Source organism: Saccharococcus thermophilus (genome assembly GCF_011761475.1).
Classification (GTDB): Bacteria; Bacillota; Bacilli; order Bacillales; family Anoxybacillaceae; genus Saccharococcus; species Saccharococcus thermophilus.
The window spans coordinates 917,269-938,483 of the sequence record NZ_JAASRS010000001.1; the positions used below are offsets into that span (position 1 = coordinate 917,269).

The window sequence follows — 21,215 nt, forward strand, 5'->3', positions numbered from 1 at the left end:
TATTTATTTATAGATGTTTAATAAACTGCTTATACCTCCTAGCGGATAGTGTTTGCGAAAGAAGAAAAAATATGCGCGCCAAACAAAAAGACCGGCGCACGGCCGGTCTTTCAGTTCTCATTGGCTTCGATTACGTTCTTTCGTTTATGTTAACGAACGCCTTATAATTTGACAACGTTAGCAGCTTGAGGTCCACGATTGCCTTGAACGATTTCAAAAGAAACTTCTTGGCCTTCTTCCAACGTTTTGAACCCTTCACCTTGGATCGCTGTGAAGTGTACGAATACGTCAGAACCGCCTTCTACTTCGATAAAACCGTAACCTTTTTCATTGTTAAACCATTTTACTTTACCACGTTGCATAATACTGAATTCCTCCTAATACCTTTAGCCGATCAGGCTAACTTCAAGATTTTTATCAAATAACGGAATATACCCCACAGCAATCTAAGGTGTATAACCACGCTGCATGCCTGAAATATATTCTGTTATGTGATGACTTTACTATACACCAATGGAAAGGCATCGTCAAGAAAAAGAAAGGAAATTTCCGAAAAAAGTTATAAAAGGGAAAAAAGCAGGGATTTTTTGCGGCGTCGTCCAAATAGTTTGGTAAAAGAAAAAAAGTAAGAATGGATGGAGGAAAAGTGCCATACATTGGAATAGTAGGGATGAAAAGGGGGATGGATCGGATGTACCGCGGGAAAATCGCGGGGAAAGATGTGATTGTTCGCTTAGGAAATCGAGTCAGCCGGCGCTATTTTTCGGACAATAAAATTTACAACATGGTGCTTTCTTACGGAGAGACGGCGTTCCGAAAAGGACAAGAAACGTTTTGCATTTACAATGACCGCATCGGTTTCATCGTTGCCGAGGTCGAAAGAAATGACATTCCGGTTATTCGCATTGATTATATTATTGAAAATGAAAATGTGTACGAATAACCGTTGACAAACAACCAATCATGCTATATCCTACATCGTAAGCGTTATCAATAAAACGGTAACTTGTTTTGCCTGTTCGCTCACAGGAACAGACTTTTGCTGTGTGAAGCACAAGTCTGTTTATTTTTTATGGCAAATAACGAAACAAACTTTCACTTTGCTTCGTACTATATGAAGAACGAAAAAGAACCAAGAGGTGTGGAAGATGTTATTGCGCAAAATGATGTCAAGAATAGGAGTCGGATCGGCGTATGTCGATTTGATTTTAAATAAAACGGTGCTGCGTCCTGGGGAATGCATTGACGGTGTGCTGCATATTTACGGCGGAACGGTGGAACAAAAGATAACAAGGCTCGATGTAGAGCTGGTGCAAAAAACGCTGCATAGCGGCAAGGAAGTGGATGCCGTCATTGCGACGATACCAGTGGCGGAAACGTTTATCATCGAACCGGGACAGAGAAAGGAGATTCCGTTTTCGTATCACCTTCCTGATTCGCTTCCGCCTTCACAGTCTGGATTGTCATACCGATTTATCACCCGCCTCGATATTGAGGATGCGGTCGATACGCTCGATTTCGACTATATTCAAATTTTGCCAAGATTAAAAGAAAATTAATTTAAATCTATTGACAACGCTTACACAATCCATTAACCTTATAAGTAAGTTAATAGTTTGTGGCGGAGAAATCGGAGACCCACACATATTCCTCGAGCAGTTTAGGGGAAGTGTGTGGGTTTTTGTCTTTTTCGCCGAAATGCAGCTGCGATAGAGGAAAAAGAAAAGCCTAGCAGTTGCGAACGTTACAGGACAAGGGGGTAAAAAGATGTCATCATTTGTAGCGGAACTTATTGGTACTGCACTGCTGATTATTTTCGGAGGCGGAGTTTGCGCCGGAGTGAACTTGAAAAAATCGTTTGCGCAAAATTCCGGCTGGATCGTCATTACGATGGGATGGGGGCTTGCCGTCGCTGTCGCCGCCTATGCCGTTGGCCAATATAGCGGCGCCCATTTAAATCCGGCACTGACGATTGCATTGGCGTTTAGCGGTGATTTTCCGTGGGCAGATGTGCCGAAATATATTGTCGCGCAAATGCTTGGAGCGATGATTGGCGCCGTTATTGTCTATCTCCATTATTTTCCACATTGGAAAGAAACGGACGATCCTGGCGTCAAACTTGGCGTATTTGCGACAGGTCCGGCGGTGCCGAACTATGTTGCCAACTTAATAAGTGAAATGATCGGGACGTTTGTGCTCGTGCTCGGCATCTTGGCGATAGGAGCCAATAAATTTGCCGCAGGACTGAATCCGTTTGTCGTTGGCTTTCTTATTGTCGCGATTGGACTGTCGCTTGGCGGCACGACCGGGTACGCGATTAATCCGGCGCGCGACTTAGGTCCGCGCATCGCCCATTTTCTGCTGCCGATTCCTGGCAAAGGTCCGTCGAACTGGGCTTATGCGTGGGTGCCTGTCGTCGGACCGATTTTAGGAGGTTCTTTTGGCAGTCTGTTTTATAAGGCGGTATTTTTGGGCAAGCTCACCGCGGCGTTTTGGTACGTGCTTATCGCCATCGCCGTCGTGCTTTTGATCGCGTATGTTTATCAAGGAAAAACAGCTACCTACAACAAGCCAAAAAATGTTTTAATGTAATAAAGGGGGAGAAATGACAGTGGAACAATATATTCTTGCACTAGACCAAGGAACAACAAGCTCACGCGCAATATTGTTCAATCAAAAGGGAGAAATCGTTCATATCGCGCAACGAGAGTTCACGCAATATTTTCCGAAACCAGGATGGGTCGAACATAACGCGAATGAAATCTGGGGCTCGGTGTTAGCCGTCATTGCCAGCGTCCTTTCTGAGGCGGAAATAAAGCCGGAACAAGTGGCGGCGATCGGTATTACGAACCAGCGGGAAACAACGGTCGTATGGGATAAACATTCAGGGCTACCAATTTATAATGCCATTGTTTGGCAATCGCGGCAGACGGCCGACATTTGCGAGCAATTGAAACAGCAAGGATATGACGACTTATTCCGTGAGAAAACTGGTTTATTAATTGACCCTTATTTTTCCGGAACAAAAGTAAAATGGATTTTAGACAACGTGGAAGGAGCGCGGGAGAAAGCAGAGAAAGGGGACTTGTTGTTCGGCACGATCGACACGTGGCTCATTTGGAAGCTTTCCGGCGGCCGCGCCCATGTCACCGACTACTCTAACGCGTCACGCACATTGTTATTTAACATTCACACGTTGCAATGGGATGAAGAAATTTTAACGATTTTAGGCATTCCGAAATCGATGCTTCCAGAAGTGCGTCCATCTTCCGAAGTGTATGCCAAAACGATTCCATATCATTTCTTCGGCGTCGAAGTGCCGATTGCCGGGGCGGCGGGCGACCAGCAGGCGGCGCTGTTTGGGCAGGAGTGCTTTGCGGAAGGAATGGCGAAAAACACGTACGGCACTGGATGTTTTATGTTGATGAATACGGGCGAAAAAGCGGTGCAATCGAAACACGGATTGTTAACGACGATTGCCTGGGGAATTGACGGAAAAGTCGAATATGCGCTTGAAGGCAGCATTTTCGTCGCCGGTTCGGCGATTCAGTGGCTGCGCGATGGGCTCCGCATGCTGAAGCAGGCGGCAGACAGCGAAGCATATGCGGAAAAAGTCGACTCGACTGACGGCGTTTACGTCGTGCCGGCATTCGTCGGCCTTGGCACGCCGTATTGGGATAGCGATGTACGCGGCGCGGTATTCGGTTTGACGCGCGGCACGACGAAAGAACATTTCATTCGCGCGACATTGGAATCGCTCGCTTACCAGACGAAAGACGTGCTGGCGGCGATGGAAGCGGATTCCGGCATTGCCTTGAAAACGTTGCGCGTCGACGGCGGAGCGGTGAAAAACAACTTCCTCATGCAGTTTCAAAGCGATATGCTCGGTGTGCCGGTAGAGCGCCCAGTCATTAATGAAACGACAGCGCTTGGCGCCGCCTATTTGGCCGGGCTTGCCGTCGGCTATTGGAAAGACCGCGATGAAATTGCCGTCCAGTGGCAATTAGAGCGCCGCTTTGAACCGCAAATGGAAAAAGAAAAACAAGAAGCGCTTTATGCAGGTTGGAAAAAAGCGGTGAAAGCTGCGATGGCGTTTAAATAAAAAGGAGGGGCTCTCCGATTGGAAAAGAGCCCCTTTTTCTTTATGGATGGCATTATGTGTTTTAGTATAAATGGGCGATTCCTTTTTGAAGCAGGAGCGTCGCCTCATTCGCGGGAAGGGGCGGGTGAAAGAAGTATCCTTGGGCTTCTTGGCAACCTTTTTCTCGCAAATAATCAATCTGTTCAGGACGCTCTACTCCTTCGGCGACAACGTTTATCCCTAGATGATGCGCCAATGAAATAATCGTGTTTGTTATCATGCTCTCATAATAAGAGTGGGGGCAATCGGAAATAAACGACCGATCGATTTTTACCGTATCGAAATCAAGATGTTTTAAATAGGCAAGGGAAGAATACCCCGTCCCGAAGTCGTCAATCGAAATCCGGACCCCAAGCTCTTTCACGTGCCGTAAGTTGTTTGAAATCGTTGTTTCATTATAAATGAACATATTTTCTGTAATTTCTAATTCAAGCCATTTTGGCTCCATCTTTGTCTCGGTTAAAATCGCTTCAATGCGGGAAGCAAATTGCTGATCTTGCAATTGTTTTACAGAGACGTTTACCGCTATGCGAATCGGCGGCAAACCTTGTTTCCGCCAGCGCTCATGCTGTCTGCATGCCTGCCGGATAATCCATTCGCCAATAGGAACGATAAGTCCCGTTTCCTCGGCGAGCGAAATAAATTGACCTGGAAAAATAGTTCCATGCACTGGGTGATGCCAACGGATGAGCGTTTCCATCGCTGTAATCTGTTTTCGCCGTATATCGACAATCGGCTGATAAACAGCGTGCAATTCTTCCGTTTTATGCTTAATTGCATGGTGTAAATCGTTTAGCAAAAAAATATTAGGCAATCGCTGCTGTAAAAGATCTGCATCGTAAATATAGTATCCGTTTTTTCCTTTCCGCTTTACTTCATACATCGCTATATCTGCATAGCTGATGATGGTATCAACATCCGCTTCCTCATACGGATAAAAAGCGATGCCGATGCTGCAAGTAAGAAATAATTCGAACTTGTCGATGCATAGCGGTTCCTTAAAAATACTCAGCAATTCTTTTGCGATTTCTACGGCCTCCTTGCGCTCAGACAACGACGGCAGTAAAATGGTAAACTCGTCCCCGCTCATATGGCCAACGGTTCCGTGAGATCCGACTTTCTCTTTCAGCAGCTCTGCCACTTTTTTCAATACTTTATCTCCGTTAAGATGTCCAATCGAATCATTAATATATTTGAACCCATCTAAATCGAGATATAAAATGGCCGCGCTGTTTCCCGACTGCCGCGCCTTCATAAGCGCCTCCGCAGCAAGTACATGAAACAGGCGACGATTTGGCAGCCCCGTTAATGAATCGTGATACGCCATATAACGAATGCGCTCTTCTTGTTCGATCCGCTCCGTCACATCTTTGGCAATGCATGAAACGCCAATAATTTTTTCATTTACAAGAATAGGAATAGAAGTGACGCTAGCATAGCGTTGGTTCCCTGATTGATGGCGAAAGCGCAGTTCAAGATGGCGGGAATGCCCCTTTATTGTATCGCGAAACGCCTCCATTGCTTTCGGTAGATCCTCTTCGATAATGAAATCATACATGGTCATCGTCAGCAGCTCATCACGGCTATACCCAGAAATGTTGGCAGCGGCTTCGTTGGCTGCAAAAAACTTGCCGTCCAGCCGTAACGAGAAGACAGCATCTTGATTAAAATGAAACAATGACTCATACATTTGACGGCTTTCTTGGAGCGCATCTTTCATTTTTTCCCGCTCCAACGCCAGTCCTGCCAGTGAAGAAAACGTATAAATAATCTCTATATCTTCTTCATGCGGTTCACATTGTTCGTAATAGTAGATTGCAAACGTACCTAATACTTTTCCTGTGGAGGAAAAAATCGGAACAGACCAGCAGGAACGTAATCCATGCGGCAAGGCAAAATGTTTATATTGCTCCCATAACGGATTATGTTGAATATCGTTAACGATGACAATTTCCTGACGATAAGCTGCCGCGCCGCATGATCCGGAGTGTGGACTGATTTCCAGTCCGTCAACCGCATCAATATATTTCTTTGGCAGGCTAGGGGCCGCTTTATGATAAAGCCGGCCGCTTTCCTCGTCGACTAGTAAAATAGAACAAGCCATCTTTGGCCGGATTTCTTCCACAGCATAAACGAGCCTCGTTAAAATTTCTTCGAGAGGCGTATGTTTTGCAATAAGCTCTAAAATGCTTTTCTGTGCTGCTAACAGTTGTTTTGCATATGTTTCAGACGAAATATTATAACATGATGCAAGAAAAAGTGTTTCGCCACCATCGATCTGTTTTCGTCGAATTCTCATTTTGACAAATAAAATTTTCCCACTTTTCGTTACCTGTCGTAATTCCATCGCATGGACAACATCGGTCGGATGTGTGAGCATAAACTGAAGCTGTTGTTTGACGCGATGATGATCTTCTTCACAAACGACGGCGGAAACAGGCGCACCGATTAGTTCATTTCGTTTGTATCCAAGCGTTAATGCAGCGAACTCATTTATATCGACGATATAGCCATCTTTATCTAAAATGAACTGTATGGCAGGCATGAAAAAATAAAGGGAAGCATAAGGAGTTTCCACTTGATTTTTCTGCATGCAAAAGCAACTCCAATCTTAAGAAATCATATTCCTTTACTATATTATCATCTTTGATATGACTTTTGTCGAAAAAATAGAACATTAACGAAAAATGATGAATTGCGGATAAAATATATTCCATCGTTTATGTGGCAGGCTTGGAAATGTTCCTTTATTCTGTGATAAAAAACTGTACACCCAATAATTATAAAATAAAACTATGTGCTAAATAACCAATAAAAACAAGGAAAAACGGTTGAATTTGTAAAAAAGATGTAATAAAATATTCATAAAATTATAAAAATTACATTTAATTTACGTATTACAAAGATTATAAAGGGGAGAATACATTGACCGGAAAACCAATTTTAGAAATAGACCATTTACGCGTTTCGTTTCGAATTCAAGATCAATATTACGCTGCGGTTGATGATGTTTCCCTTACGGTGAATGAAAACGAAGTGGTGGCGATTGTTGGAGAGTCGGGGTGCGGAAAAAGCGCGCTGGCACTTGCAGTCATGGGATTGCATCCGCCACAAAAGACAAAATTAGAAGGAAGCATTACATTTAAAGGAATGAATTTATTATCGTTATCTACTTCACAGTTGAACAAAATTCGTGGCAAAGATATCGGAATGATTTTCCAAGACCCGTTAACGGCATTGAACCCATTAATGACGATAGGGCGACAAATTGAAGAAAGCATGGATTATCATACAAAATTATCTTCGGCGGAAAAAAGGCAGCGCACATTAGAACTGTTAAAACGTGTTGGCATTCCGAATCCGGAAAAAACATATCATCGTTATCCTCATGAACTTTCAGGTGGAATGAGACAGCGGGTTGTGATTGCGATCGCCATCGCTTGCGAACCGTCGCTTATTATTGCAGATGAGCCGACAACTGCCTTGGATGTTACGATCCAAGCACAAATTATGGGACTATTAAAAGAACTGCAACAACAAATGAAAACAGGCATTATTTTAATTACTCATGATTTAGGTGTAGTTGCGGAAATGGCCGATCGCGTAGCTGTTATGTACGCTGGGGAAATTGTTGAATTGGCAGATGTGGAAACGTTATTCCACCATCCTCTTCATCCGTATACACGCTCGTTATTGCAGTCGATTCCATCCGCACAAACCCGTAAAGAAAAACTTCACGTCATTCAAGGAATCGTTCCTTCTTTGCAAAAGATGCCGCGGACAGGGTGTCGATTCCAATCGCGAATTAGCTGGATTGATGAGTCAAAACATGAACCGAATCCGATTTTGCGCGAAGTTGAACCAGGACATTGGGTTCGCTGCACATGTTATCAACATTTCTACTTTCCACATGATCATATAGGGGACGTGGGCTATGGCATTTCTTAAAGTAAATCATTTAAAAGTGTATTATCCGGTACGCGGAGGGTTTTTTCGCCGCATTGTTGATTATGTGAAGGCTGTAGATGATATCAGCTTTGAGCTAAGGCAAGGAGAAACGTATGGACTTGTCGGAGAGTCAGGATGCGGAAAAACGACGACGGGGCGTACGATTATCGGGCTCATAAAAGCGACAGCAGGTGAAATTTTATTAGAGGGCACCGATTTAACGAAACTAAGCCGCAGGCAGTTTTATTCGTACCGAAAAGACATTCAAATGATTTTTCAAGACCCATATTCTTCGCTTAATCCGCGCAAACGTGTGCTCGATATTATTGCCGAACCGATCCGCAATTTCGAAAAATTGTCGCCGCAAGAAGAAAAACGGAAAGTGCAATATTTTATCGAAAGGGTAGGATTAAATCCAGAGTCGATTTATAAATATCCACATGAGTTTTCCGGAGGACAGCGGCAACGGATCGGCATTGCACGAGCGCTTACGCTCAATCCAAAGCTTATTATTGCAGATGAGCCAGTATCCGCGCTTGATGTATCGGTGCAAGCGCAGGTGTTAAATTTTATGAAAGAGATCCAAAAAGAATTTCAGCTTACATATTTGTTTATTAGCCATGACTTAGGCATTATCCGTCATATGTGTGATCGCATCGGTATTATGTACCGCGGCAGGTTTGTTGAAGAAGGAACGAGCGAAGAAATTTTTCACCATCCGCAGCACATTTATACAAAGCGTCTCCTTTCGGCAATTCCAAACGCGGATCCGCGGCAGAGAAGACAGCAGTTTCAGCTTCGCGAAGAAGTCGAAAGGGAATACAAACAGCTGTACCATCGCTACTTTGATGATGAGGGCAAGGTGCACCCGTTAAAGAAAATCTCTGAGACGCATTCCGTTGCGATTCCGTAAAGAGAGGAAGACGACACGATGCTGAAATTTATATTGCGGCGAATCATGATAATGATTCCGCAACTATTTCTTTTAAGTGTTCTTGTGTTTTTGTTGGCAAAGGCGATGCCTGGGGATGCATTGACAGGACAGTTGGCAAGCAATCCAAAAATGGACGCGCAAACATTGGCGGAAATGAAAGAAAAGCTCGGACTCAATGATCCGGTACATGTTCAATATATGCGTTGGATGAAAAACTTGCTGCATGGAGATCTTGGCATGTCCTATATTCATCAGCAACCTGTCAACGATTTATTAGCTGGGCGAATGTGGAATACGATTTTGCTATCTGCCGCGATTTTAATATTAACGTATATGATCGCGATTCCTTTAGGAATTATTTCGGGAAGATGGACGGACTCTTGGGCGGATAAGCTAATCGTTGGATACAGCTACGTTAGCTTTGCGACACCGTTGTTTATCTTTGCGTTAATTATGTTGTTTATTTTCGGGTTCAAATTAGGATGGTTTCCGACGGGAGGAAGCGTTGATATTCAAGTGGAAAAAGGAACGTTTGCCTATTATGTAAGCAAGCTAAACCATCTTTTGCTTCCGGCTCTGTCTGGAGCGCTGATCAATACGGTTGGGACGATTCAATATTTGCGCAGTGAAATTATCGATACAAAGGTGAAAGACTTTGTTAAAACCGCACGTGCAAAAGGAGTGCCAGAATCAAGCATTTATTGGCGTCATATTTTACGAAATTCGTTTTTGCCGATTGCTGCTTTCTTAGGATATGAGATTACAGGATTAATTGGCGGATCTATCTTTCTGGAATCTATTTTTAGTTATCCAGGGATTGGGCAATTGTTTTTGCAATCGATTATGCAGCGAGATTACAGCGTTGTTACCGCACTCGTGATGATTTCTGGTCTTGCCACTTTAATTGGGACACTTTTGTCTGACATTATTTTAAGTGCGGTTGATCCACGTATTCGCATTGAGTAATGGAATGGGGGGACACAATGATGAAAGCAGAACTAGGCGATATCCATGCAAAAAATGAAAAAAGTCCTTCAAGCCTTTCTATTATGTGGCGTGAGTTGGTGAAGGATAAGTTAGCTCTCGGTTCTCTCATTCTTCTTTCCTTGATTTTGATCGTTGTATATGGTGCCTCGTTATTATTAGACCAAGATGAAATTGTCAAAGTGGACTTGCTGGACATTTACTCTCCGCCGTCAGCAGAGCATTGGCTTGGTACGGATTATGGAGGAAGGGATATTTTTGGGCAGCTGATTATCGGTGCAAGAAACTCATTTACCATTGGTTTAGCGATTACGCTGATCACCGGCCTGATTGGTCTTGCCGTTGGCCTCATTGCCGGATATTTTGGGGGAGTTATTGATAATATAATCATGCGTATTATCGATTTTATCCTTGTATTGCCATTTTTAATGCTTGTGATCGTAGTTGTGGCGATTGTGCCTAAATATAATATTTTCACGTTTATTCTGATTATGAGTGCCTTTTTATGGACGGGAAAGGCGCGGCTTATTCGAGCAAAAACGCTGGCAGAGCGGGAATTGGACTACGTAAGCGCATCGAAAACGCTCGGTACGCCGGATTGGAAAATCATCCTTTTTCAAATTTTGCCTAATTTAAGTTCGATCATTATCGTAAACTTAACATTAAACCTTGCCGGAAATATTGGAATTGAATCAGGCTTAAGCTATTTAGGCTTTGGATTGCCGGAAAGTACGCCAAGTCTAGGGACGCTTGTCAGCTATGCGATGAATCCGGATGTTTTGCAAAGCAAATGGTGGGTATGGTTACCAGCATCATTGCTTATTTTAGTAATGATGTTGTGCATAAATTTTATCGGCCAAGCGTTAAAACGCGCGGCCGATGCAAGACAACGATTAGGATAAAGGGGGAGAAAAAGTGAGGAAAAAGTGGCAATGGAGGTTTTTGGTGGTGCTCGTCGTTCTTTTGTTAGGATTAACGGCGTGCAACAGCAACTCCGCAAGCAACAACAAAGACAACAAGAATAAACAAACAGCGCAAAAGGAAGATATCGGAAAATTCCCAATGACCGTCAAAAATGACGGGAAAATCGTTGATGGTGTATTAAAATACGGATTAGTATCGGATACCCCATTTGAAGGAACATTGAGCTATGCGTTTTACGAAGGACAGCCAGACGCGGAGATTTTGCAATTTTTTGACGAATCACTTTTCCGTACAAATGGAGACTATGAAATTACGAACGATGGCGCGGCCACATACAAACTTTCCGCTGACAAAAAAACGATGACGATCAAAATTAAAGATAATGTAAAATGGCATGACGGTGAACCTGTCAAAGCGGAAGATTTAGAATATGCCTACTTAGTCATCGGCAATAAAGATTATACGGGCGTCCGCTACGGAGATGCGCTCATCCAGGATATCGTCGGCATGGACGAATACCATAGCGGAAAAGCGGACAAAATTTCAGGAATTAAAGTCATTGACGACAAAACATTAACCATTACATGGAAACATGCCAATCCATCTGTACTAACAGGCATTTGGGCATATCCGCTTCCGAAACATTATTTAAAAGATGTGCCGATTAAAGATTTGGCGAAATCGGATAAGATCCGCAAACATCCAATTGGCTTTGGTCCATTTAAAGTGAAAAAGATCGTTCCAGGCGAATCGGTTGAATTTGTTCGCAACGACGATTACTGGGCCGGAAAGCCGAACTTAAAAGGTGTTATCTTGAAGGTAGTCAGCCCGCAAGTTGTGCTGCAGGCGCTTAAAAAAGGAGAAATTGACATTGCCGAATTTCCAACTGACCAATATCTCAATGCGAAAGGAACAAAAAACCTTCAATTTATTGGAAAAGTCGATTTAGCTTACAACTATATTGGTTTTAAACTCGGGCACTGGGATGCGAAAAAACAAGAAAACGTGATGGATAATCCGAAATTCCAAAACAAAAAGCTTCGCCAGGCGATGGCATATGCGATTAATAACAAGGAAGTGGCAGACAGATTGTATCACGGTTTGCGTTTCCCGGCAACGACGCTTATTCCGCCATCCTTCCCAAGCTACCATGATAAAAATGAGAAAGGATACACATACGACCCAGAAAAAGCGAAAAAATTATTGGATGAAGCGGGATATAAAGATGTCGATGGCGACGGCTTCCGCGAAGATCCAAATGGCAAAAAATTCACCATTAATTTCCTCTCGATGAGCGGCGGGGATATTGCCGAACCATTAGCGAAATTTTACATGCAATGCTGGAAAAACGTCGGCTTGAATGTACAGCTGGTTGATGGCCGCTTGGCGGAATTCAACTCGTTCTATGATATGGTCGAAAAAGACGATCCGAAAGTCGATGTGTTCGCCGCGGCATGGTACACAGGAACCGATGTGGACCCATATGGATTATATGGCCGTAACGTTATGTTCAACTACTCTCGCTGGGTAAATGAGAAAAATGATGAACTGCTTGAAAAAGGTCATTCCGAGCAAGCATTTGATAAAGAATACCGCAAGAAAATTTACAACGAATGGCAAGAGTTAATGAATGAAGAAGTACCTGTCATCCCGACGCTATACCGCTCGATCATTTATGCGGTCAACAATCGTGTGAAAAACTTTACGGTTGACCCTAGTTCGAAATTGACATGGAAAGATGTCGGTGTCACTTCGGAGCAGCCGGAAGTAGCGCAATAATAAATCGGAAAGAAGGAGATTCCTTTGCTCTCCTTCTTTCCCTTATGAAAAAACAAAAAATCATTGTCATCATTGAGATACCGTGGTAAGATAGAGAAAAATTACATACAGTCTTATCAAGAGTGGACGAGAGATCGGGCTCGATGACTCCACAGCAACCTGCGTATTTCGCAAGGTGCTCCAACCCGCAAAGCGGTTTCGCTTTGGATGATAAGAACGGCCAAACCCCTTTCGCATCATTCATGGCGAAAGGGGTTTTTATGTACAAAACAAAGGAAGGAGGTGGGAACGCCGAGTGCGCGAAAATGATTTGATTCGCAGTTATATGGCGGCACACTTGAAAGCAGAATCGTTCGCTTCCCATGTCGCCCGGTGCATAAGAAAGCAGCTGTTGCAATTTGACAAAAAGACAGTGCTGCATTTTGACTGTTACGCGAATTTTTTTCATCTATATGGGCATACGCAAGGAAAGTCTTTTTATCTTATTTTGACGCTTGCGGAAGTGGAAGAATGGAAAGCCGCTGGTCCTTATGCGCTCGATCGCTATATTTTTAGCGAACTAGCGGAAAAAGGAATTTCGATCGTACATATGACTCCATATTTGCGGGCGGTATTTTCTCAATCTTGAAAATAATAAAAAAAGGGGAGAACTATGATGTCAGTGAAAAAATTCGAACATGTCGGCATTCAAGTAAAAGACATTGAAACATCGAAAAAGTTTTATCAAGAGGTAGTCGGTTTGGAATTGCTTAGCGAGATGACGCATACGAACGGCACGATGAAGCTGGCGTTTTTAGGATTGGATGGCTCGGTCATTGTCGAATTGATCGAAGGGTATAATCCGAATTTGCCGACGGAAGGAAAAGTGCATCACGTCGCCTTTACCGTTGAAGGAATTGAGCAAGAAAAAGAGCGGCTTCAATCGCTCGGTGTTCCGCTCGTCTGGGAAGATATTACGACGCTGCCAAACGGGGCGAAATATTTGTTTTTCCTTGGGCCGGATGGAGAATGGATCGAATTTTATGAACCAGCTAAGTAAAATGAAACCGCTCTGTTCCTAGTTGCGAACAGAGCGGTTTTTCCATGCCGTATCGGTAATGTATGGAAATTTGCGAAACACCCATTTCAAGACGTTCGGCACAACGATAATGACAAGCAATAGCCGCATAAACTGCAGCGAGCTGACGATGGCCGGGTCGCCGCCGACTGTCTGCGCCGTTAATACCATTTCCACTAGCCCGCCCGGTGCCAGGCTTAACAGCGCGGTCGACAGTGGAAGATCCGTTAATTTCGCAAATGCCCAGCCGCATCCGAATGATAAAGCAATTAATACTAGCGCAAGCAGGAAATATACCCAGCTAAATTTTCCGCCAAGCTTAATATCTTCTAACGTAATGCGGTTTCCCATGTTCATTCCAACGCTAATTTGTGCCAAAATAATCAACCATGAAGGCAGTGACGGCAAGTTTACTCCAGCCACATGCATAACTGCCGTTACGGCAAGCGGTCCGACGACGTATGCCGCCGGAATGACGTTTCGTAAAAGAAGCGCACCGAAAATGCTTAACAAAAACCAAGCGTAATGACCATCGGAAGAGGCAGCAGCCGCCTGAGCTGCGGAGCTTCCTGACGGCGCATGTCCGCTCAACCAATGGACAACGACCGTTGGCACAAGAAAAACGACCGTTAATAAACGAATCGTTTGAAAAATCGTTACTAGCGCTGTATTGGCATTGAACGATTCACTAGCGGCCACCATTTCCGACAATCCGCCAGGAACGGAGGCAAACACGCTTGTCACTTTATCCATATGCGTCCATTTCGTCACCGCGATGCTGTTCATAATATTGATGACAATCAGGGACACAGCGACAGCGAGAAACGGAACAATATATGGCGCAATTGTTAACAGTGTCTCTTTTGTAAACGACAGTCCAAAGTAGGTGCCTAAAACAATCAATCCGCTGTTGGATAACGCCTTTGGCGCCGCTACTTGGCGCTTGATGACCGTTTTCCAAACAAGCATTCCGGTAATGGCCCCGAGCATCCACGGAATCGGGGAATGGAGATGATAAAACAGCAAGCCGGTCAGTCCCGCGACGATATAGGTTTCTAACACTTTCATTGCTGCAGTCCTTTCCATTCTCTGTAAACCTATCACTATTGTAAAGGAAATTAAAAGGAAAAGGAAGTAATGTGCTCATTGTGATATACTGAAAAGGAAAGGGGAGGGAGAAATCATGGAAGAACAAGTAAAACACGCCATTCAAGACGAATATCCAGAGGAATTTGCCTGGTGCTACGGATGCGGCCGGATGAATGAGCACGGCCACCATTTCCGCACGGGATGGCAAGGGGAGAAAACGGTCACGATTTACACGCCGCGCCCTGAGCATATTGCCATTCCCGGCTTTGTGTATGGCGGATTGATCGCCTCGCTGATCGACTGCCACGGAACGGGTTCGGCCGCGCTGGCACTGCATCGCAAAAACGGCCATGAACCTGGTGACGGCGAGACTCCGCCGCGTTTTGTCACCGCTTCGCTGAAGGTGGAGTTTGTCAAGCCGACGCCGCACGGGGGGCCACTGAAAGCGGTGGGAACCGTCGAAGAAATTCATCCGAAAAAGTGGAAAGTAGATACGGAAGTATTCGCCGATGGAGAACTTTGCGCGCGCGGTGAAGTCGTGGCGGTGGTCATGCCGAAGACGTTTGGGCAAAAATAACACGTCCATTCGCAAGCAAAAAGCAGGAGGTCGTCCTGCTTTTTTATCGTTTTGGCATGATCATTACCGAGGAAACGGCGCTTGCCACTTCTTTGCCGTTTTGCGTTAAGACAGCGGTCAGGTAGGAAACGGTGCGTCCGAATTTTTCCACCCTCGCTTCGACTTCCACTTCGCCGACAACGGTCGGGCGATGGAACGTCGTATGCAGATTGATCGAAGCGAATGTTTGGTCTTCATGAAGCAATGTCGTAATCGCATACGCCATCATAATATCGGCCGCCGCACTGACAAATCCGCCCATAATGACGCCGTTGCCGTTGAGCAAATGCTCCCCGATCGTCCATTTTCCTTTCGCATATCCTTCGCCTGTTTCCACTAATTGAACGCCAAGCGATGTATCACAGGCTGGCGGTGCACTTTTTCCTGCAATGACTTCGTGCAAGTTGACGGTTTTTGCCATAGCCACAATCCTTTCTTTAAAAATGGTAAGCTCCCATACTACCTATTCGCGAAAATAAGAAGATTTCCTTTTTTCTCTCTTCCTTTTCCCTTTCCTAACCATTTAGTTGCTTATGGGATCGGGTCGCTATGCATAAGTTAAAATAGACGGCAAAACAAAAGAAGGGATATCATTTACGCGATGGGAACAAGAACTAGAACCTGATATAGACAAATCAACGCAATGACTAATCTAGGATGTTGGTGTCGTGCAGAGCATAAAGTAGGGGGTCTCGTTTTATGTACAAACAGCCGGACAAGGAGAGATGGAAGGGGCGGATCGACAGCGAGAGCGATGAAAAAAGTTTTCGCGTCCATCAAAAAATTCGTCTTCTTGATATGGGGCAAATACAGGCACAGGCAGAAAACGCCTTTGCTTTATTAGGCTTCCAATGTGATGAAGGGGTCCGCCGCAATCGAGGGCGGCAAGGAGCGTATCACGCGCCGGTGGAAGTGAAAAAGGCGCTGGCGAACTTGCCGTGGCACCTGCCGCCTGACGTAATACTTTACGATGTGGGCGAAATTACTTGTGAAGGAGGAGAATTAGAAAACAGCCAGAAACATTTGGGGCAAGCGGTAGAGCGCCTTATCCGCCATCGCATCACGCCGGTTGTCATCGGCGGCGGACATGAGACCGCGTACGGGCATTATCTCGGCGTACGGCAGGCGGTCGGTCCGGAAACGAAGCTTGGCATTATCAACATCGACGCCCACTTTGACATGCGCCCATATGAACAAGGGCCGTCATCGGGGACGATGTTTCGGCAAATATTAGATGAAGATGGAAACGCGGGATACTGCTGCCTCGGCATTCAGACGCTAGGCAACACGGCGGCGTTATTTGAAACCGCGAAGCGATACGGATGCACGTACATGTTGGAGGAAGAATTGACATTGGAAAAGTTAGAACGCGCGTATGAGTTCATTGACGATTTTATCCAAAACTATGATGTGCTGGTGCTGACGCTTTGCATGGATGTGTTGAGCGCAAGCGCGGCGCCGGGAGTGAGCGCGCCTTCGCCGTTCGGGCTTGATCCGAAAATCGTTCGCGCCCTGCTTCGTTATATTATTTCCAAGCCGCAAACGATCAGTTTCGATATTTGTGAAGTGAATCCGTTGGTCGATGAAAATCGAAAAACGATTGCGTTAGCCGCCGCCTTCTGCATGGAAGCGCTTGTTCATTTCCACCGCCGCCAGCGAGCGTCGACAGGTCGGTGAACCCGATGAAACTATCGATTGCGGAGCGGGATGGAAAACGAGAGCGCGGCGATCCGCTGGTTTGTTTCCGCCTATTCATCGCGTCTATACCGTCAATACTGTCGAGCAGACATGAGGATATTAGAAAAGGAAACACCGAAATAAAGAAGAAACGAGGAGGATGCCAACTGAATACCGCGATGAGCAGCGCAAAGAACTGCAATGACCGAGCGGTTCTTTTTTATAAATCTAAAGAAAATGATGCAAGATAACCATTTCATTTCACTAATGGGCATAAAATTCAAAAAATTATATACGATTTTAAAAACGGGATGCATATATTCGCAACCGGTTTCATTTTTTAATTCTTAAAAAAGGAGAATGACTGAGTCGGTCCATCGAGATGGCGAAAGCCGTCCCTTATCTGACGTTTATTCATCCTGACGGCATTCTGGGTTAAAAACAAAGGAAAAAACGGAGGGGATCACAATGGCAACGAAACGCCGGCCGGTGCAAATATACACCGGTTCGACCTTGCATGCGAAAGGCTGGATTCAAGAGGCCGCGTTGCGAATGCTCAACAACAACTTACATCCAGAGGTGGCCGAGCGTCCGGAAGAGTTGGTCGTCTACGGCGGCATCGGCAAAGCGGCGCGCAACTGGGAGTGCTACGAGGCGATTGTCGAAACGCTATTAAACTTAGAAAACGATGAAACGCTGCTCATTCAGTCGGGAAAGCCAGTGGCGGTGTTTAAAACGCACGCGGATGCGCCGCGGGTGCTAATCGCCAACTCGAACCTTGTGCCTGCCTGGGCGACGTGGGATCATTTCCACGAACTCGATAAAAAAGGCTTAATCATGTATGGGCAAATGACGGCAGGAAGCTGGATTTACATTGGTAGCCAGGGCATCGTGCAAGGCACGTACGAAACGTTTGCCGAGATGGCGCGCCAGCACTATGGCGGCACGCTAAAAGGCACGATTACGGTGACGGCAGGTCTTGGCGGCATGGGTGGAGCACAGCCGCTCGCCGTTACGTTAAACGGCGGCGTCTGCATTGCCGTCGAAGTGGACCCAGCCCGTATCCAGCGCCGCATTGACACGAAATATTTAGACACGATGACCGACCGTCTCGATGTGGCGATCCAAATGGCGAAAAAGGCGAAGGAAGAAGGAAAAGCGCTATCCATCGGCCTGCTTGGCAACGCGGCGGAAGTGTTGCCGAAAATGATCAAAATCGGTTTTATTCCGGACGTATTAACAGATCAAACGTCCGCCCACGATCCGCTTAACGGCTACATTCCGGCAGGCATGACGCTCGAAGAAGCGGCTGAGCTGCGCCAGCACGATTCGAAGCAGTATATCCGCCGCGCCAAACAATCGATCGCCGAACATGTTAAAGCGATGCTCGCCATGCAGAAGCAAGGCGCGGTGACATTCGATTACGGCAACAATATCCGCCAAGTCGCGAAAGATGAAGGAGTGGAAGAGGCGTTTAATTTTCCAGGTTTTGTTCCCGCCTACATCCGCCCGCTCTTTTGCGAAGGGAAAGGGCCATTCCGCTGGGTGGCTCTCTCAGGAGATCCGGAAGACATCTACAAAACCGATGAAGTCATTTTGCGCGAATTCAGCGACAACCAACATTTGTGCAACTGGATCCGCATGGCGCGGGAAAAAATCCAGTTTCAAGGGCTGCCGGCACGCATCTGCTGGCTCGGCTACGGCGAACGCGCGAAATTTGGCAAAATCATTAACGACATGGTGGAGAAAGGCGAGCTGAAAGCGCCGATCGTCATCGGCCGCGACCATTTGGATTCCGGTTCCGTCGCCTCGCCAAACCGTGAAACGGAAGGGATGAAAGATGGCAGCGACGCGATCGCCGACTGGCCGATTTTAAACGCGCTTCTTAACGCAGTCGGCGGTGCAAGCTGGGTATCGGTGCACCATGGCGGCGGCGTCGGCATGGGCTATTCGATTCATGCGGGAATGGTCATTGTCGCCGATGGCACGAAAGAAGCGGAAAAACGGCTCGAGCGCGTCTTGACGACCGACCCGGGCCTTGGCGTTGTCCGCCACGCCGATGCCGGCTATGAACTCGCCATCAAAACGGCGAAAGAAAAAGGCATCCATATGCCGATGCTGAAATAAACGGAAGGAGGGGGACGCATGCGCCCGTTGTTTATCCGCAACGCCAGCCAGCTCGTGACGCTGGCCGGCAGCTCGTTAGCCCCGCTAACGAAGGAGAAAATGAACGAACTTCATATCATTGAAAACGGCAGCGTCTGGGTGGAAGACGGAAAAATTGCCGCTGTCGGAACGGATGAGGAGCTTTCGCGACGATTTCAAGAGCGGATCACGGAAGCAGACATCATCGATGCGACAGGAAAAACGGTGACGCCGGGGCTTGTTGATCCGCACACGCATTTCGTGTACGCAGGAAGCCGTGAAAGCGAATTCGCGATGCGCCTTAGCGGGGCGACGTACATGGAAATTATGAACGCCGGCGGCGGCATTCACGCGACGACCAAAGCAACGCGGGAAGCATCGGAAGAAACATTGTATGAAGAAAGCAAGCGGCGGCTCGATCAGTTTTTGCTTCACGGCGTCACGACCGTGGAGGCGAAAAGCGGCTATGGCTTGAGCCTCAAGCACGAAATCAAACAGCTGACGGTGGCGAAAAAGCTCGATGACACCCATCCGATCGATGTCGTGCGCACGTTTATGGGAGCGCATGCCATACCCGTCGAGTGGAAAGACAATCCCGACGGCTTTGTACGCGTCATCATTGAAGAAATGATTCCGAAAGTGAGCGAACTCGGGCTTGCTGAATTCAATGACGTCTTTTGCGAACGCGGCGTGTTTACACCAGAACAGGCAAGAATCATTTTGGAAGCGGGAAAAGCGTACGGGCTGATGCCAAAAATTCACGCCGATGAAATCGAACCATACGGCGGCGCGGAGCTGGCCGCGGAAGTCGGGGCGATTTCCGCCGATCATCTCCTGCGCGCTTCGGACGAAGGCATTCGCCGTATGGCGGAAAAAGGCGTGATTGCGGTGCTGCTGCCGGGCACAGCGTTTTTCCTGATGACCAAGGCCGTAAACGCCCGCAAGATCATCGACGCCGGCGCAGCGGTTGCGCTTTCCACCGACTGCAATCCCGGCTCCTCGCCAACCGTATCGCTCCCGCTGATCATGAACCTCGGCTGCCTGCAGATGGGCATGACCCCTGCCGAAGCGCTGGCAGCCGTCACGATCAACGCCGCTCACGCGATCAACCGCGGCCGCGAAATCGGAAGCATTGAAGTCGGGAAAAAAGCCGATCTGGTCCTTTTCGACGTCCCAAATTATATGCAGCTCATCTACCATTACGGTATGAACCATACCGATACAGTCGTGAAAAACAGCCGAGTGGTGGTGAAAAGCGGGAGGCTTTGCTACTAGGCATTGGAAACCAAAAGCACGCGTTGGCAGCGCGTGCTTTTCCATCATCGTTTCCAAAGCTATGAGCCATTTGGGCCGAGCGGACGATTTGGACGCTTATGTTCGCCACGCCGTTAGAGTATTGTTGCTATGAAAAAGAGCCTGTCCACTTATCGGGCAGGCTCTTTTCGTATTATTCGCTTATTGCACTTCCCGCTGCTGTTTCAACAAATCGCGGATTTCCATCAACAGCTCTTCTTCCTTCGTTAAAGTCGGCTCTGTATCTTTGACTTCTTCTTCCTTTTTAATGCGGTGGTACAGTTTATTTAACGCTTTGACAAAAAGGAAGAGCGAAAAGGCGATAATCAAAAAGTCAACGACCTTTTGGATAAACATGCCGTATTTCACGACGGCATCCCCAAATTTCAACGACAGCCCGCTAAAATCAATGCCGCCCAGCAACAAGCCAATAAGCGGCATAATGATGTCATTGACAAGCGAAGAAACGATTTTGCCGAACGCGCCGCCGATAATGACCCCCACAGCCAAGTCGACGACATTTCCGCGCATGGCAAATTCTTTAAATTCTTTCCACATGATCCTCACCCTGCTTTTACAATATTGGTACAAAAAAATATAACATAGGGGGTTGTAAAAATGCCAGCTC

20 protein-coding genes and 1 riboswitch are annotated in these 21,215 nt (G+C 46.3%); of the genes, 15 read left to right on the forward strand and 5 right to left on the reverse strand.

From position 1 onward, the window contains the following. Nucleotides 1-161: 161 nt before the first annotated feature. Complete coding sequence (gene cspD, locus BDD39_RS04815; RefSeq protein WP_003251474.1) at nt 162-362, reverse strand: cold-shock protein CspD; 201 nt, start codon at nt 360-362, stop codon at nt 162-164. Nucleotides 363-691: 329 nt separating this feature from the next. Here cspD and BDD39_RS04820 point away from each other — a divergent pair, with 329 nt between their 5' ends. From BDD39_RS04820 to glpK, 4 genes are all read left to right on the forward strand, one after another. Beyond that, on the forward strand, nt 692-943 hold the full coding sequence (locus tag BDD39_RS04820; RefSeq protein WP_166908634.1) for a hypothetical protein: 252 nt from the start codon (nt 692-694) through the stop codon (nt 941-943). Between the two features lie 205 nt (nt 944-1,148). Continuing rightward, entirely contained in the window at nt 1,149-1,559 is a 411-nt protein-coding gene (locus BDD39_RS04825; protein ID WP_166908636.1) for a sporulation protein, read from the forward strand. Between the two features lie 208 nt (nt 1,560-1,767). Continuing rightward, complete coding sequence (locus BDD39_RS04830; RefSeq protein WP_166908638.1) at nt 1,768-2,592, forward strand: MIP/aquaporin family protein; 825 nt, start codon at nt 1,768-1,770, stop codon at nt 2,590-2,592. A 19-nt stretch (nt 2,593-2,611) separates the two neighbouring features. Beyond that, on the forward strand, nt 2,612-4,102 hold the full coding sequence (glpK, locus tag BDD39_RS04835) for a glycerol kinase GlpK (RefSeq protein WP_166908640.1): 1,491 nt from the start codon (nt 2,612-2,614) through the stop codon (nt 4,100-4,102). 61 nt (nt 4,103-4,163) lie between these two features. On the opposite strand, the gene BDD39_RS04840 is transcribed toward glpK, so the two are convergent. Further along, nucleotides 4,164-6,734, reverse strand: coding sequence for a bifunctional diguanylate cyclase/phosphodiesterase (locus BDD39_RS04840; protein WP_166908642.1), 2,571 nt, complete (start codon nt 6,732-6,734; stop codon nt 4,164-4,166). A gap of 332 nt (nt 6,735-7,066) precedes the next feature. On the opposite strand from BDD39_RS04840, the gene BDD39_RS04845 reads away from it, so the two are divergent. The 7 genes from BDD39_RS04845 (at nt 7,067) to BDD39_RS04875 (ending at nt 13,749) form a co-directional block, all read left to right on the forward strand. Further along, nucleotides 7,067-8,089 carry an ABC transporter ATP-binding protein gene (locus BDD39_RS04845; protein WP_166908644.1) on the forward strand — a complete coding sequence of 341 codons (1,023 nt, stop codon included), beginning with the start codon at nt 7,067-7,069 and terminating at the stop codon, nt 8,087-8,089. Continuing rightward, complete coding sequence (locus BDD39_RS04850) at nt 8,076-9,002, forward strand: ABC transporter ATP-binding protein (protein ID WP_166908646.1); 927 nt, start codon at nt 8,076-8,078, stop codon at nt 9,000-9,002. Before BDD39_RS04845 ends, BDD39_RS04850 begins: the two co-directional genes overlap by 14 nt. An 18-nt stretch (nt 9,003-9,020) precedes the next feature. Next, nucleotides 9,021-9,989 (forward strand): oligopeptide ABC transporter permease, encoded by a 969-nt coding sequence (opp4B, locus tag BDD39_RS04855; RefSeq protein ID WP_166908648.1) that lies wholly within the window; start codon nt 9,021-9,023, stop codon nt 9,987-9,989. A gap of 17 nt (nt 9,990-10,006) precedes the next feature. Continuing rightward, a complete protein-coding gene (locus BDD39_RS04860; protein ID WP_166908650.1) occupies nt 10,007-10,909 on the forward strand; it encodes an ABC transporter permease in 903 nt (300 codons plus the stop codon). 13 nt (nt 10,910-10,922) lie between these two features. After that, nucleotides 10,923-12,710: an oligopeptide ABC transporter substrate-binding protein gene (gene opp4A, locus BDD39_RS04865; RefSeq protein ID WP_166908652.1), complete on the forward strand. Its 1,788-nt coding sequence runs from the start codon at nt 10,923-10,925 to the stop codon at nt 12,708-12,710. Nucleotides 12,711-12,820: 110 nt separating this feature from the next. Further along, nucleotides 12,821-12,927, forward strand: a riboswitch (SAM riboswitch). A 78-nt stretch (nt 12,928-13,005) separates the two neighbouring features. Next, on the forward strand, nt 13,006-13,338 hold the full coding sequence (locus BDD39_RS04870) for a hypothetical protein (RefSeq protein WP_166908654.1): 333 nt from the start codon (nt 13,006-13,008) through the stop codon (nt 13,336-13,338). A 27-nt stretch (nt 13,339-13,365) separates the two neighbouring features. Next, the gene (locus tag BDD39_RS04875; protein WP_166908656.1) at nt 13,366-13,749 is read left to right on the forward strand and encodes a VOC family protein; all 384 of its coding nucleotides are present in this window, start codon (nt 13,366-13,368) and stop codon (nt 13,747-13,749) included. 18 nt (nt 13,750-13,767) lie between these two features. Here BDD39_RS04875 and BDD39_RS04880 read toward each other — a convergent pair whose 3' ends face one another. Beyond that, the gene (locus BDD39_RS04880) at nt 13,768-14,835 is read right to left on the reverse strand and encodes an AbrB family transcriptional regulator (RefSeq protein ID WP_166908658.1); all 1,068 of its coding nucleotides are present in this window, start codon (nt 14,833-14,835) and stop codon (nt 13,768-13,770) included. A gap of 115 nt (nt 14,836-14,950) precedes the next feature. Here BDD39_RS04880 and BDD39_RS04885 point away from each other — a divergent pair, with 115 nt between their 5' ends. Beyond that, a complete protein-coding gene (locus BDD39_RS04885) occupies nt 14,951-15,433 on the forward strand; it encodes a PaaI family thioesterase (RefSeq protein WP_166908660.1) in 483 nt (160 codons plus the stop codon). Between the two features lie 43 nt (nt 15,434-15,476). Here BDD39_RS04885 and BDD39_RS04890 read toward each other — a convergent pair whose 3' ends face one another. Further along, nucleotides 15,477-15,893 carry a PaaI family thioesterase gene (locus BDD39_RS04890; protein WP_166908662.1) on the reverse strand — a complete coding sequence of 139 codons (417 nt, stop codon included), beginning with the start codon at nt 15,891-15,893 and terminating at the stop codon, nt 15,477-15,479. A gap of 278 nt (nt 15,894-16,171) precedes the next feature. Here BDD39_RS04890 and hutG point away from each other — a divergent pair, with 278 nt between their 5' ends. From hutG to hutI, 3 genes are all read left to right on the forward strand, one after another. After that, the gene (hutG, locus tag BDD39_RS04895) at nt 16,172-17,149 is read left to right on the forward strand and encodes a formimidoylglutamase (protein ID WP_166908664.1); all 978 of its coding nucleotides are present in this window, start codon (nt 16,172-16,174) and stop codon (nt 17,147-17,149) included. A 468-nt stretch (nt 17,150-17,617) separates the two neighbouring features. After that, entirely contained in the window at nt 17,618-19,276 is a 1,659-nt protein-coding gene (gene hutU / locus BDD39_RS04900; protein WP_166908667.1) for a urocanate hydratase, read from the forward strand. Between the two features lie 18 nt (nt 19,277-19,294). Beyond that, the gene (gene hutI, locus BDD39_RS04905; protein WP_166908668.1) at nt 19,295-20,569 is read left to right on the forward strand and encodes an imidazolonepropionase; all 1,275 of its coding nucleotides are present in this window, start codon (nt 19,295-19,297) and stop codon (nt 20,567-20,569) included. A 180-nt stretch (nt 20,570-20,749) separates the two neighbouring features. On the opposite strand, the gene mscL is transcribed toward hutI, so the two are convergent. Next, nucleotides 20,750-21,145, reverse strand: coding sequence for a large conductance mechanosensitive channel protein MscL (gene mscL / locus BDD39_RS04910; protein ID WP_166908670.1), 396 nt, complete (start codon nt 21,143-21,145; stop codon nt 20,750-20,752). Nucleotides 21,146-21,215 lie beyond the last annotated feature (70 nt).